The sequence below is a fragment of the Levilactobacillus lanxiensis genome (assembly GCF_016861655.1).
GTDB lineage: Bacteria > Bacillota > Bacilli > Lactobacillales > Lactobacillaceae > Levilactobacillus > Levilactobacillus lanxiensis.
On sequence record NZ_BOLN01000006.1, the window covers coordinates 46,941 to 59,332 of the forward strand.

Consider the following 12,392-nt stretch of genomic DNA (forward strand, 5'->3'; position numbering starts at 1 on the left):
ATTCATTATGACACATGAATATACTGCTGGGAAGATGTGGGATTTTTTATTGCTCCCCGTTTGTTTAGAAACTAAGCTTTCCAGACAAGTCATCCCCCATACATCACTAACCCAATCAATGGTAATCTACAGATATATTTAGCGACGTTAGACAACTGAAGGACGATTGAGGGGGAGTAGCGCATGACTAAGGGACTAGCATTTGCGTTTCATGGGGGACCAACCGCGTTTATTGATCGATTGGCCATTGTCATCGACGACCTGGATGACGAAGACTTGAAAATTTTGGAACAGGTTTGTGAATGGTCATGGACGAATCACTGTGTCATTCCGGTGGAGAGCTTTCGGTTATCACCAACTGAGGTCGAATGGCGGTTAACTAAGCTGGAACGGTTAGAACTGTTGGATCTTGGAGAACGCGTTTAAGTAGGGAGTCAACGACTGGCATCGGGGATGTTGGTCGTTGACTTTTTCTTCAAATTAAAACACCCAGGCACACGTCAATCGACGTGAACCTGGGTGTTTTGCATTGCTACGGAATAGGCTAAAAGTCCATTTAAATCTTTATTAGCCGATATTGTACAGAATATGTTTAAAGGTTGTCTTCGTCGTCCGCGTAGCAATTTTCTTTTTACTAGTGAACGGAAACTGACCAGAGAACTGTAATTGATTATGAGATAATTGGGTCAACTTTATCGGCTTTTTGCGATACTTAGGCGCCATGATTGAATAGTGATTGCCAGTTTGCTTCACAGAGGTCACCTTGAGTTGGAAGTAACCTTTGCCATAGGGGCCAGCATAAACGTAGTGGCGGGTTAAATGAATGGCCTTGGCCTGGCCAATGACTTTGACTGGGCCATGCTTGTAGTAGCCGCGCAACTGCGTGGGAACCGTTTTGGTCGTTTTAGCTTCAGCAGACACCGGTAGTCCGGCGGAGCCCAACAACAGACCGGTTAACAGCGTGATTGAAAGTGTTAGACGTTTATTCATTAAAATCATCCTTTACACCAAGATTTATGTAGACACGAATACACAGATTAATATACTGCTGAAATTGGGTGGAATAAAATGCATTCTTCGTTAGACTGTGAAGGGGATTGACCATCACAGTGAAAAACGGTTGCCTTTTCGGACAACCGTCGTAGCTGTTTCACTGTTAATATTTGTGATACCAATGATGACCCTTAGCCGCAACCACAAAGAAGGTTCGTGAATTGTGGGTATATTTATGTGGCGACTTGATCACCCAGACGCCACCGGAACTCATTAACCAGTGGGAAATCTTGACGTGGGCGCCCTTGTGAACGTAGCCGGCATCGGTAAAGCGGTTGGCGGCCTCGTACTTGCCGGTCCGCACCCGGTAAACGTGAACGGTCCGGGTGATTTTTACACGGCGGGTAGCCTTGGCAGCGTACGCATTACCATTTAAATAACTGGCGTGGACGGGGATGGCGGGTAAGCCGACCATGACCAGGGCCAGTAACAACAATCCCCATTTTCTCAAATGCATGAAACTCCTCCTAGAAAGACAATCAGCTTTTAACGTCGTCAGTTTTGGACGTCACCGCAGACCAGCAAAAAACGGCTAGCTAGTCGCCAGTCGTTTCAGTAGTCTAATGAATAAGGGACTTAGTCATTCGTGTTTACTCGCGTTCGGCGTCCTCGGCTAATTCCAGCCAAATGGTTAGGGGTGACGGGATGTAGTCCGGCCACTTTTCCATTTTCTTGGCACAGCGGTCCAACAGGTGGCTCTTGCCGTCCGTGGCGAGGTCCTCAAAGACCGTCAACGCTTCGGTATTGTCTTCTAAATCAACCTTCAGTGTTGGGGCACTGTGGCGCCACTCTTCAATCAAATCCTGATAGATCACGATTCTGCGTGCTTGTAAGATGGTGTAGTCCACACCTTCTACGTGGAGCTGCTTGGTGAATAGGTCATACTCGTCAAAGACCGCCGTTTGGGCCCGTTGCCAATCAGTTTCGGTAAAATCTGCTTGTTGTTCTTTCATCTTCGTCGACCTCTAGATTCACATAAAATATGTAGAATAGTTAATTTTTATTTATTCGCTAAACAAATGACCCTTTCCACAGTATAGCATTTTCTCGCGAAATAGTAAGCGGCTGGTTAGACCAATCGGTAGCACGCAAAAAGGCTGGCGGATGCACCAGCCTGACAGGCCTACTTTTCCCAGCCACACAACGTGTAGTGGTGGCTCTTTGCCCATTTCTTCGTCACGTGTTTGAGCTTACCCGCGTGATTCAGACCACGACAGGTTTTGTCGAAGTGATAACGATGGCCGTGGTTAGGGGCAATCCAGACTTTGGCGCTCTTGGCTTCGGCAGTAGGAACAGGGGCGGTCAGGGGTTCGACGACGCCACCCAGCGTAAAGGTGATGGCAATCAGGGTTAGGGCTTTGCGTAGTGTTTTCATTAATTTTCCTCCTAGGGAATCGCGTCAGCTTTTCAAGTCTTCAGAGTTTGGACCACTGATTAACTGGCTTGACTGTAGCCGGTGGCGTAGTCAATCGTGTAACCAGGTTCGACGTTAAAAATGTAGACGTTGAAGTGAATCTCGTTGGAGCCTAACGACTGCGCCCGCATTTGGACCCCACGGGCGACCAATTCACTACCCCGAAAAATGGGGGTCACGGTGTAACGCACGTAATGGGCCTTGCTAGCGTGGAGGTAGGTGGCGACGTCCATTTCGTTGTGTAGCATGAGCGGGCTGTTCAGGGTCCGCGTCCCAGTCATCAGGTTCTTCGGATTGTTATTTTGACCGGTAAATTGGTAGCCGATTAAATGACTCCGGTTGTACAACCAGCCGTGATGCGTGCGCTTGTTGTGCCAGCCGGTCGGATCGACGGTCAGAGATTCCCGCTTGGCACTCGGCATCAGCGACTGATTCAACAGAGCTTCGGCGCCGGTGACCCGGTTTTGACTGTCGAGATTGTGATACGTTTGCCAGGCACCATGGGCCTTGGACAGTTGTTTGCGACTAAAGCCCGGATTGTTGTGGTTGACGGTAATCTCCTGTTGGCCCGCGTAGGTGAGGGCGGCAAGGTTCGTGGTGGCCGCCGACTTGGTGGACCGTTTAGCGGCTGGTTTCTTCTTGGCGGATTTTTTAAGCTTGGCCTTGCGGTGGGCCAGGGACTTCTGCTCACTGGCTAGGCGGGCACTCTCAGCGGAATTGGCCTGCTCTAATTTTTTAGCCTGCTTTTGGGGCTGATGATCATAAACGACCTTGGTGCTGGTCGCATCGGCTGCGGCGGACTGTTTGTTATGGGTACAGCCGCTGAGCCCGATAAGTGCCAGACTCAGCAGTGTGGCCGTGATAGCGGTTAATTTTTTCATTTTATCGCAACGCCTTTCTGTAGCCGGCCGCCTTGGCTTGCGCTTCCGTTTGGAAGTAAACGGCGTTACTACTGTTCATGTGGTAGCCCGATTGCCCGGGTACGTGATAAATCTTGGAATTCTTGTTGCCAATGATCTGGCCGTTCTTGCCGGTGGTCAGGTCGCCTCGGGTATGGCGGGCGTGGCTAGACTGTGTCGTCGTGCTAGAACTCGCTGCCTTGGCTGCGGCTGCCTGACTGACCGCTTCCCGTGAGGCACTCTTGGCACTCGCCCGACTTTCGGACTGGCTAGAAGCCTGACTGGCACTGGCGGCTTTGCTGGCAGCGGCGGCCTGTGAGCTGGCTTGGGCAGCGAGTTGGTCGCTGGTCGCGGTCTGTTGGCTGGCAATCACGGCCAACCGGCGGGACTCGGCTTTGGCGCGCGCTAACCGCTTCGTGCCCACCTGAACGGTCTTGGTCTTGATGGTCGGCTGTGGGTTGTCAGCGGCTAGTCCGACCATGCCGCCAAAGAGGGCGAGAAAAATAAAGGCGCTCCCTAAAATCCTACGGCGATGGGGTTTGCGCAGGACCCAGTAGGCCGCACCGCCCCACAGGAGAATCCAAATAAGTGCAAACGTCATGTGATGATCAGCTTCTTTCCCCTAGTTTGCCACTTTAGTCCTGTATGTGTGCTACAAAGTAGTTGTGGCTCACCACCAATTCTACGGGCATGGACCGCCAGTCGCAAGACATTTTTGTAATTAATTCTAAAGATTGCGATGGTGAACAAAATTTTGCGGGTTAATGACGTCGTTAATAAAAATAGGATCAGTGGGACAACCTAAAAAGCCATGCCTTCCGCGACTCGCGGATAGACATGGCTGATTGAAGGGTTTTGTAATGATGAGGTGTGTTAGTAAGAACTGGTGAACTAAGCAACTTACTTGTCTTTTTTAAGCAGTTCGACGATTTCACGAAGGTACTTTTCTTCCTGCGTTGGCACGGGCTCGCTAGGTTCTTCCGCCGGTTTAGCCAGAATCTTGTTGAGTAGCTTAATCAACAGGAAGACCACGAAGGCAATAATCAGGAAATTAATGACGGAGTTGATGAAGGCCCCGTAGCGGAAATGGGCGCTGCCCACGGTGAGCACCAGGTTGGAGAAGTCAATGCTCCCCACAAAGATTCCCAGCAGGGGGTTGATCAGATTGGTGACCAACGAGTTGACGATGGCGGTAAAGGCTGCCCCGACAATAACCCCGACGGCCAGGTCCATGACGTTGCCGCGGGCGATAAACTCTTTAAATTCTTTTAACACGAGCGATTCCTCCTAAAGGTTTTGTCTTCTATTTTTAATGATTTGGGTAAAAATTGCAACCAAAACGCTGAGGCTAAAACGTTTAGCAACCAATGGGCCGATTGGCAACGAGGCACTCAACGATGCATGGCCGACTGTGCTGCGGTAGAATGGGTTTATAAGCAGACGAATTCAAGTATAGGAGGACTGATGATGGCGAGCATTCAGTTAAGTGACGCTTTGGTTGCGTTGCTACAGCGCAAAGGGTTGGCACAAAAAAATCTGATTTTGTTGACGGACGATGGTGGCGGCAAGTATTCCCTTCAGGGTGGGGCCTGTACGATTGGCACCAACTTCACGCTGATTGTAATCGATGCGCCTGACAAAGATTATCCGGTTAGCTTGCACAATGACCAGGGGATTCGGCTCTGGACATCCGACTACGATTTGATTTTTCTGGAAGCGGGCGTGGCCATGGATTATCGAAACGGCCAGATTTCAATCAAGGATGATGCGCATGCACTGCTGGATAACGCGGTTCAAATTGCGAATGGCCAGGACGTATTGGCTGCCTTCGCCCAGGGCATTACGTTGAAGGGTGAGTCTTGCTAAGCTTACAGTAACGCGTACCGAAAGTGAGCCGCTTTTTTTCAATTTAGTTGGTTCCAATGGTCCTGAAAGTATAGTACAATAAACAATGTAAGTGGTTTCAATCGGATTGCCAAATGCGTGAAATTTCCTGTAATCGACCGTGAAAAAAGTTTGGGAAGCCAGACATTTTGCTTGCAATCTAGTGAAAAATCAACTATTATCAATTATTGATACATTTTAAAACGGGTAGGCAACCGAACCGGCGTTGACGTCGGTTAAAAGCTGAGTAGATTGTCATGAATTAGGAGGTGATTACCATGCTGAGTCGAACCAAAGAGTTCTTACGGCAACATAACTATCGTTACGAAAAGTCGTATATTCGGCCATTGATGGCGCCAGAGAGCGTCTACGTGTTTAAATTCGGTCAAGATTCGCTCAATAATCGGGTAATCATTCGTTATGGTCACACGTGGACCGGCCGTCAGCGAATCAACGAGATTGATTTGCGGCTGCACAAACAAAAGCATCCACGCGTGTTTCAAAACGAGGCGGATATGTTAGATTACTTGGAAACGCAACTTGCCCAGCGCGAGCAACGTCACGCTGATCATCCGAGCGATACCGAGAAGGTCTAGGACCGTTTTGTTAATTATTTAATTTTAGCGGTGAGCCGCAGACAATTAAATTTGCCTGAGGCTCTTTTCTTTGGCCTGAATTTTGGCAATTCACAGCCGACTCCTCTATAATTGAAGAGTCAGCTTCTTTCCGGCGACCAACCTGCGTGAAAATCGCGGGTCAATGCCGCTCCCGGCGGCGGGATCAAGGTGGTCCTGCTATGGGGAACGGTTCCAGCCTGAGAAGCGGTCTTCCACCTCGCCTTGCAGCCTGGAAGAACACCAGTCTCCAAGGTCGTCCCGTGATCTAAGCTGAGAAAATGCCCTCAGCTAAGATCACCGACACAGCTGGCCACCTTGCCCCGCCTCTGGTCGCTAACACTGATCAGCAATCTTCAATGGGCTTGGACTGCAAGAATACGACTTGTGTGTGCCAGCTGTTAGCCAGTGCGTGCGGGTTAAACTTGTGTTACCCGCACGGAAGCATAGTGAAAGATAAAATATAGAAAATTAAACCCTCAAGGAGGATATTTACCCATGGAATGGACCGAAGTCAGTGTCATTACCACGAACGAAGCCGTTGAGGCCGTTAGCAATATTTTACAGGAAGCAGGAGCCAGTGGCGTGAAAATCGATGACGCCGCCGACTACGCCAACCTGAAGCCCGGCAAGTACGGAGAAGTTGTGGATCTTGCGACGATTCCGCACCGGACGTCTGGCGCGGAAATCAGCGCTTACTATCCCGAAACCATCTTTGTCCCAGAAATCTTGCCAACTATCAAGCAACGGGTCAGTGACCTGACCAAATTTGGCTTGGATCCTACGCCCGGGACGGTCACGACCAAGGCCGTGGACGACGAAAGCTGGGCAACGGCCTGGCAGAAGTATTACCATCCAGTCCGGGTCACCCGTTATCTGACGGTCAGCCCTAGCTGGGAGAATTACCAACCCGTTCAGGCGGATGAGCACGTGATTCGGTTGGACCCGGGGATGGCCTTTGGCACCGGGACGCACCCAACTACGCGGCTGTCACTGACGGCTTTGGAAATGGTGGTTCGCGGCGGCGAGACCATGTACGACGTGGGAACCGGTTCAGGGGTCTTGAGCATTGCGGCTAAATACTTGGGTGTCAAGGACATCACGGCCTTTGACCTCGATGACGTGGCCGTTCGTTCCGCCAAGACCAATCTGGACCTCAATCCCGTCGCAACGGACATCGTGGCTAAGCCCAACGACCTGTTAAATGGGATTCACAAGCCGGTTGATCTAGTGGTGGCCAACATTTTGGCCGAAATCATCCTGCCACTGATCCCCCAAGCTTGGGAAAACCTGCACGATGGCGGTTACTTCCTGACGTCTGGCATCATCGCCGACAAGCTGGATGAAGTTGTGGTTGCCCAGAAGAAGCAGGGCTTCATCATCGATAACATCCTGCAAATGAAGGACTGGCGTGGCGTGATTGCGCACAAGCCAACGGAGGATGACTAAGCATGCAACGGTATTTTTTGGAGGCAACTAGTCAGGATGGCGAACAAATTACCCTCTCACCGGCCATCTATCACCACTGGGTCACGGTCCTGCGTGCTGAGGTTGGTGCTGAAGCGGAGTTCGTGGATGACACGGCCCATTTATTTCACGGCCAACTCACGGCAGTGACTGGGGATTCGGCGACGGTCAGCTTGACGGCTGTCCCAACGCCAGCGGTCGAACTGCCCGTGGGTGTCACAATTATTTGTGGCTTGCCCAAGCAGGAAAAGGCTGAATGGATCACGCAAAAGGCCACCGAATTGGGTGTGGACCACGTGATTTTCTATGCCGCGGACTGGTCGGTTGCCAAGTGGCAGCCCAACAAGGTCGACAAAAAGTTAGCCCGCTTAACTAAGATTTCCCATGGTGCAGCGGAACAGGCACATCGATTGCGTCGGCCAGACGTCAGCTACGCCAAAAACCTACGTACGGCCTTAGAAACGCCACACGACGTGGCCCTAGTGGCGTATGAGGAGTCGGCTAAGCAGGGTGAACAAAGCGCCTTAAACCAGCAACTTCAGGCCCTGACTCCCGGTCAACGGGTGGTCGCCGTTTTTGGCCCCGAGGGCGGCATCAGCCCAGCCGAAGTTGCCCAGGCACAGGCATTAAATGCCACACTGGTGGGCTTAGGCCCGCGGATTCTCCGCACGGAAACAGCACCGTTGTATTTCCTGTCGGCGGTCTCCATGGTCTTGGAGTTACAGCAAGTTAACCCTAGTTAATCGCGTAAATTAACCCGGATAACGGGTAACAGGGTGAAATCTCCCCTGAAACATGCTAAAATAGTTGCAATTATTAAGAGAGATGGGTGAACGAGATGGCATTTTTAGAACGGATTGGCTGGCGTTACTGGCTGGTCGCCATCGTTATGGGGTTGGCGTTGCCAGCGTTAGCCACGGGGATTGGGATTAGCCCCGTCATGCGCTTCGGTGGGTTACTGGTGATTATTAATGGCTGTTTGGCGATTGTTTTAGGTCGCCTGATCTATCGGAAGACCCAACCAGGGTGGTGGCTGTTGATTTGGCCACTCATTTATTTATCGGGTTCGCTGTGGTTTTTGCCACGCTACACCCGTTACTTTGCGATTGTTTACCTGTGCATCTCCTACTTGGCGTACGGTTTAACGCAGGCCAAGACTGAATCGAAATAACTTAACTGTTCAAAATGACCTGTGACTGACCGCGCAATGTCGCGTCAGCGCAGACAATTTTAAAAAACTAAGGGTGGTGGCGTCCATATGACCAAAGAACGTGTCTGGACGGCTAAAGAAGTAATTGCCAGAGTCGGTAAATATATGAATGCGGAACACGTTGAAATGGTGGTTAAAGCCTGCCAGTTTGCGACGGTTGCGCACAAGGATCAAACACGTCAGTCTGGCGAGCCCTACATTATGCATCCCATTCAGGTCGCGGGAATTTTAGCCGACCTGAACATGGATCCCGAAACGGTTTCGGCCGGCTTCCTGCATGATATCGTGGAAGATACCGGGGTCACCTTGAGTGATGTCCGGGAGCTATTTGGCGACGACGTGGCGTTGATCGTTGACGGCGTCACCAAGCTGGGGAAGATTAAATACAAGTCTAACCGAGAGCAGTTGGCGGAAAATCACCGAAAACTCCTGTTGGCGATGTCCAAGGATATTCGGGTCATGATCGTCAAGCTGGCTGACCGGTTGCATAACATGCGGACGTTGGAACACTTGCGGCCGGACAAGCAACGGCGAATCGCCAACGAAACGCTGGAAATTTACGCGCCACTGGCCGACCGGTTGGGGATCAGTACCATCAAGTGGGAACTTGAAGATATCTCACTGCGGTACCTGAACCCACAACAATACTACCGCATCGTCCACCTGATGAATTCACGGCGGGACCAACGGGAACAGTACATTGCTGGGGCCATCAAGGATATTCAGGACTCCATCAAGGATTTGAAAATGACGCCTGAAATCTACGGCCGCCCGAAGCATATCTACTCCGTCTACCGGAAGATGAAGGACCAGCACAAGCAATTTAGCCAAATCTATGACTTGCTGGCCATTCGGGTCATCGTTGATACCATTAAGGATTGTTACGCCGTGCTGGGGGCCATTCACTCCCAGTGGAAGCCAATGCCCGGGCGGTTCAAGGACTACATTGCGATGCCTAAGGCCAACATGTACCAATCTCTGCATACCACGGTGATTGGTCCTGAAGGCAAGCCGCTGGAAGTCCAGATTCGGACCAAGGAAATGCACGCAGTGGCTGAATACGGGGTTGCGGCCCACTGGGCTTACAAGGAAGGGGTCACGGACAAGGTTCAAGAGACCAACTCTGGTGACAAACTGAACTTGTTCAAGCACATCATTGAACTGCAAGAAGATACCGATGATGCCTCCGACTTCATGGACAGCGTCAAGGGGGAACTCTTTGGCGACCACGTCTACGCGTTTACCCCTAAGGGCGACGTGCTGGAACTGCCTAAGGGTGCCGGGCCATTGGACATGGCCTACGCCATCCATACCGAGGTTGGCCACCACACGACTGGGGCCACCATCAACGGTAAGATTGTTCCTTTGAACTATGAAATTAAAAACGGGGACATTGTGGACATCCGCACATCCAGCAGCTCGGCCGGTCCTAGTCGGGACTGGGTCAAGCTGGTCTCGACGCGGCGGGCCCGCAACAAGATCAAGCAGTTCTTCAGAGCCGCCGACCGGGAACAAAACATTGTCTCCGGCCAGGACGCCGTGGAACGGACGATTCGCGACCTGGGTTACGAGCCAAAGGGCTTGATGACCAAGGAAAACCTGGACAAGGTCACTGCTAAAATGCACTACCAGCACGCGGATGACCTGTTGGCGGCCATTGGGTTTGGCGATTTACAACCTCGCGGGGTTGCCAACCGGTTGACCGAGGGCGTGCGGCAGGCTGAGGAAGACGAACGGCGCCGGCAAGAGGAACGGGAACTGCTGGAAGAGCACCAGACCATTAAGAACGATCCCGATAGTGAAAAGAAGGATCGGAAGAAGGCCAAGGACTCCGATGGCGTGGTTATTGAGGGCGTGGACAACCTGTTGATTCGGTTGAGCCACTGCTGCTCGCCTGTTCCCGGCGACGACATTGTTGGGTACATCACTAAGGGCCGCGGGGTCTCCGTGCACCGGCAGGATTGCCCGAACGTCAAGAACGCTGAGCAAAATGGTGAACGGTTGGTCGACGTGCGCTGGGGCAACAAGGCCGGCGATAAGACCAACTACAACGCCGACATTGAAGTCCAGGGCTACAACCGTAACGGATTGTTAAACGACGTGCTACGGACGATCAACAACAATACCAAGTACCTGACGTCCATCAACGGGAAGGTCGACCACAATAAGATGGCCACCATTTCCATCAGTCTGGGGACGCGAAACCAGCTCGAGCTTCAACGAATCTTGGATAATATCAAAAATATTCCGGACGTCTACGTGGTCAAGCGGGCGTTCCACTAAGGAAGGGTCAAACGATGCGCGTTTTATTGCAACGAGTTAGACAGTCAAGTGTGTTAGTCGAAGGCGACGTGAAGGGGTCCATTGCCGAGGGATATCTGTTACTGGTGGGTGCGGAAGATAGCGACACCAGCGAACAGGTTGATTACCTGGTTCACAAGATCACCAAGCTACGGGTCTTCGAGGATGAAGACGGCAAGATGAACAAGAGCATCGAGGACGTGGATGGCAGCATCCTGTCCGTCTCCCAGTTCACGTTGTACGCCAACACCAAGAAGGGCAACCGGCCAAGCTTCGTCGACGCCGGCGACCCCGCCCACGCGGAAAAAATCTACAACGAATTCAATGAGAAGTTAGCCGCAACGGGCCGTCACGTGGAAACGGGTGTCTTCGGCGCCGACATGCGCGTCGCCCTCATCAACGAGGGACCCGTCACGATTTGGTTTGATACGGACGAGAAATAGAGTGTGGAGCGGGGCGATTAACTGGCGAGCATTAACGGCGTAACGGGAATGACCCCGGGTTTGGGTCGTTTCCGTTACGGTGTTAAGCGGAACCAGTTGCCCCGCGTAGCACGTTTCAGAGGCTGCCAGGACCAGAATTGCTCCGCGAAGAACAATCCGAGCGGTCTAAAGCAAGCTGGGTTCAAAGGATACACCTGTCTCTGAGATAGATGATCATCTGAACTTAACCGCCTCGCATATCACAGAAATATTTTCAAATCAACAAAAACAAAACCAATAAAAAATCACACAAAAAACGGCTAGCTTCCCAACAGAAACTAGCCGTTTTCTAAAGGAGGAACCGGCATGCGCTATCAACAATTATTTTGGGACTTTGATGGAACCCTCGTGGACACCTATCCGGGGATGGTCGCGGCGTTTTGTGACGCGTTGGAGGCTTGTGGTGTCAATAACTTTGAATTGGACGAAGAGGAGATTTACAAGGCGATGCGCCAACACAGCCTCGGCAATGCCCTTCAACGGTTTACCGCTGAATTTCGGTTGAACCGTGAACGGTTAGCAAAGGTCTATCAACAGGAGGCAGCGCCACGGTTGAAAGATGCGCCCGCATTTGCCGGTGTTGCCGAGGTTTTAGCGGCCAACGTTAACGCAGGCGGCCGGAACTTCTTGCTGACGCACCGGGACCATCACGCGATGGATCGGCTGTCACAGCTGAATCTGGCGCAATACTTTACTGGCGCCGTCACGGCCGACGATGATTATCCGAGAAAGCCGGACCCAACCAGTCTGATTGCCCTGTCCAAGCAGTACGACGTTCAACGCGAGGATGCCCTAATGATTGGCGACCGTAACCTGGATGTCCAAGCGGGCCACCGTGCGGGGATGGCGGGCGCCTTATTTGACCCCGAGCACTTGATCGTTGACGAGAGCCAACCAGAGATTCGCGTGATTCGTTACGCTGAGTTGCAGGATTGGTTGACGAAAGAATAGCCTTAAAGCAGGTTAAGTTAAACTTTCAGATTATTCCCGCATGGGTTAGTTGAAAATTTCAGGAATCGTGTACGCCATTCTACAGCTATCGAGTAAGAAAAGTTGTTGTGTAGAGAG

Annotated in this window: 16 protein-coding genes; 9 read left to right on the plus strand and 7 right to left on the minus strand. The window is 51.6% G+C overall.

Features of this window, described 5'->3' with window-relative positions:
- Positions 1-183 precede the first annotated feature (183 nt).
- Positions 184-426 (plus strand): hypothetical protein, encoded by a 243-nt coding sequence (locus JUF22_RS08385; RefSeq protein ID WP_203645513.1) that lies wholly within the window; start codon positions 184-186, stop codon positions 424-426.
- A gap of 141 nt (positions 427-567) precedes the next feature.
- Here JUF22_RS08385 and JUF22_RS08390 read toward each other — a convergent pair whose 3' ends face one another.
- The 7 genes from JUF22_RS08390 to mscL form a co-directional block, all read right to left on the minus strand.
- Positions 568-990 carry a hypothetical protein gene (locus tag JUF22_RS08390; RefSeq protein WP_203645515.1) on the minus strand — a complete coding sequence of 141 codons (423 nt, stop codon included), beginning with the start codon at positions 988-990 and terminating at the stop codon, positions 568-570.
- A gap of 166 nt (positions 991-1,156) precedes the next feature.
- The gene (locus tag JUF22_RS08395; RefSeq protein ID WP_203645517.1) at positions 1,157-1,510 is read right to left on the minus strand and encodes a hypothetical protein; all 354 of its coding nucleotides are present in this window, start codon (positions 1,508-1,510) and stop codon (positions 1,157-1,159) included.
- A gap of 133 nt (positions 1,511-1,643) precedes the next feature.
- The gene (locus JUF22_RS08400; protein ID WP_125762827.1) at positions 1,644-2,006 is read right to left on the minus strand and encodes a hypothetical protein; all 363 of its coding nucleotides are present in this window, start codon (positions 2,004-2,006) and stop codon (positions 1,644-1,646) included.
- A gap of 170 nt (positions 2,007-2,176) precedes the next feature.
- On the minus strand, positions 2,177-2,428 hold the full coding sequence (locus JUF22_RS08405) for a hypothetical protein (protein WP_203645519.1): 252 nt from the start codon (positions 2,426-2,428) through the stop codon (positions 2,177-2,179).
- A 59-nt stretch (positions 2,429-2,487) separates the two neighbouring features.
- Positions 2,488-3,348, minus strand: coding sequence for a DNA/RNA non-specific endonuclease (locus tag JUF22_RS08410; protein ID WP_203645521.1), 861 nt, complete (start codon positions 3,346-3,348; stop codon positions 2,488-2,490).
- A gap of 1 nt (position 3,349) precedes the next feature.
- Positions 3,350-3,967: a sunset domain-containing protein gene (locus JUF22_RS08415; RefSeq protein WP_203645528.1), complete on the minus strand. Its 618-nt coding sequence runs from the start codon at positions 3,965-3,967 to the stop codon at positions 3,350-3,352.
- Between the two features lie 299 nt (positions 3,968-4,266).
- On the minus strand, positions 4,267-4,641 hold the full coding sequence (mscL, locus tag JUF22_RS08420) for a large-conductance mechanosensitive channel protein MscL (protein WP_125762819.1): 375 nt from the start codon (positions 4,639-4,641) through the stop codon (positions 4,267-4,269).
- Between the two features lie 192 nt (positions 4,642-4,833).
- Here mscL and JUF22_RS08425 point away from each other — a divergent pair, with 192 nt between their 5' ends.
- The 8 genes from JUF22_RS08425 (at position 4,834) to JUF22_RS08460 (ending at position 12,275) form a co-directional block, all read left to right on the plus strand.
- Positions 4,834-5,232 carry an iron-sulfur cluster biosynthesis family protein gene (locus JUF22_RS08425; RefSeq protein WP_203645530.1) on the plus strand — a complete coding sequence of 133 codons (399 nt, stop codon included), beginning with the start codon at positions 4,834-4,836 and terminating at the stop codon, positions 5,230-5,232.
- A gap of 296 nt (positions 5,233-5,528) precedes the next feature.
- A complete protein-coding gene (locus JUF22_RS08430; RefSeq protein ID WP_191988054.1) occupies positions 5,529-5,846 on the plus strand; it encodes a hypothetical protein in 318 nt (105 codons plus the stop codon).
- Positions 5,847-6,362: 516 nt separating this feature from the next.
- The gene (prmA, locus tag JUF22_RS08435; protein WP_203645532.1) at positions 6,363-7,313 is read left to right on the plus strand and encodes a 50S ribosomal protein L11 methyltransferase; all 951 of its coding nucleotides are present in this window, start codon (positions 6,363-6,365) and stop codon (positions 7,311-7,313) included.
- A 2-nt stretch (positions 7,314-7,315) separates the two neighbouring features.
- Complete coding sequence (locus JUF22_RS08440; protein ID WP_203645534.1) at positions 7,316-8,074, plus strand: 16S rRNA (uracil(1498)-N(3))-methyltransferase; 759 nt, start codon at positions 7,316-7,318, stop codon at positions 8,072-8,074.
- 95 nt (positions 8,075-8,169) lie between these two features.
- Positions 8,170-8,502 (plus strand): hypothetical protein, encoded by a 333-nt coding sequence (locus tag JUF22_RS08445; protein ID WP_203645536.1) that lies wholly within the window; start codon positions 8,170-8,172, stop codon positions 8,500-8,502.
- An 87-nt stretch (positions 8,503-8,589) separates the two neighbouring features.
- Positions 8,590-10,824, plus strand: a complete 2,235-nt coding sequence (locus JUF22_RS08450) for a RelA/SpoT family protein (protein ID WP_203645538.1) — start codon at positions 8,590-8,592, stop codon at positions 10,822-10,824.
- A 14-nt stretch (positions 10,825-10,838) separates the two neighbouring features.
- A complete protein-coding gene (gene dtd / locus JUF22_RS08455; protein ID WP_203645540.1) occupies positions 10,839-11,285 on the plus strand; it encodes a D-aminoacyl-tRNA deacylase in 447 nt (148 codons plus the stop codon).
- 345 nt (positions 11,286-11,630) lie between these two features.
- Positions 11,631-12,275 (plus strand): HAD-IA family hydrolase, encoded by a 645-nt coding sequence (locus JUF22_RS08460; RefSeq protein WP_203645542.1) that lies wholly within the window; start codon positions 11,631-11,633, stop codon positions 12,273-12,275.
- Positions 12,276-12,392: the final 117 nt, after the last annotated feature.

Bases quoted from the DNA above. Each gene is read 5' to 3' on its own strand.
- JUF22_RS08385 (WP_203645513.1), top strand. From the start codon at position 184: ATGACTAAGGGACTAGCATTTGCGTTTCATGGGGGACCAACCGCGTTT.
- JUF22_RS08390 (WP_203645515.1), bottom strand. From the start codon at position 990: ATGAATAAACGTCTAACACTTTCAATCACGCTGTTAACCGGTCTGTTG.
- JUF22_RS08395 (WP_203645517.1), bottom strand. From the start codon at position 1,510: ATGCATTTGAGAAAATGGGGATTGTTGTTACTGGCCCTGGTCATGGTC.
- JUF22_RS08400 (WP_125762827.1), bottom strand. From the start codon at position 2,006: ATGAAAGAACAACAAGCAGATTTTACCGAAACTGATTGGCAACGGGCC.
- JUF22_RS08405 (WP_203645519.1), bottom strand. From the start codon at position 2,428: ATGAAAACACTACGCAAAGCCCTAACCCTGATTGCCATCACCTTTACG.
- JUF22_RS08410 (WP_203645521.1), bottom strand. From the start codon at position 3,348: ATGAAAAAATTAACCGCTATCACGGCCACACTGCTGAGTCTGGCACTT.
- JUF22_RS08415 (WP_203645528.1), bottom strand. From the start codon at position 3,967: ATGACGTTTGCACTTATTTGGATTCTCCTGTGGGGCGGTGCGGCCTAC.
- JUF22_RS08425 (WP_203645530.1), top strand. From the start codon at position 4,834: ATGGCGAGCATTCAGTTAAGTGACGCTTTGGTTGCGTTGCTACAGCGC.
- JUF22_RS08430 (WP_191988054.1), top strand. From the start codon at position 5,529: ATGCTGAGTCGAACCAAAGAGTTCTTACGGCAACATAACTATCGTTAC.
- prmA (WP_203645532.1), top strand. From the start codon at position 6,363: ATGGAATGGACCGAAGTCAGTGTCATTACCACGAACGAAGCCGTTGAG.
- JUF22_RS08440 (WP_203645534.1), top strand. From the start codon at position 7,316: ATGCAACGGTATTTTTTGGAGGCAACTAGTCAGGATGGCGAACAAATT.
- JUF22_RS08445 (WP_203645536.1), top strand. From the start codon at position 8,170: ATGGCATTTTTAGAACGGATTGGCTGGCGTTACTGGCTGGTCGCCATC.
- JUF22_RS08450 (WP_203645538.1), top strand. From the start codon at position 8,590: ATGACCAAAGAACGTGTCTGGACGGCTAAAGAAGTAATTGCCAGAGTC.
- dtd (WP_203645540.1), top strand. From the start codon at position 10,839: ATGCGCGTTTTATTGCAACGAGTTAGACAGTCAAGTGTGTTAGTCGAA.
- JUF22_RS08460 (WP_203645542.1), top strand. From the start codon at position 11,631: ATGCGCTATCAACAATTATTTTGGGACTTTGATGGAACCCTCGTGGAC.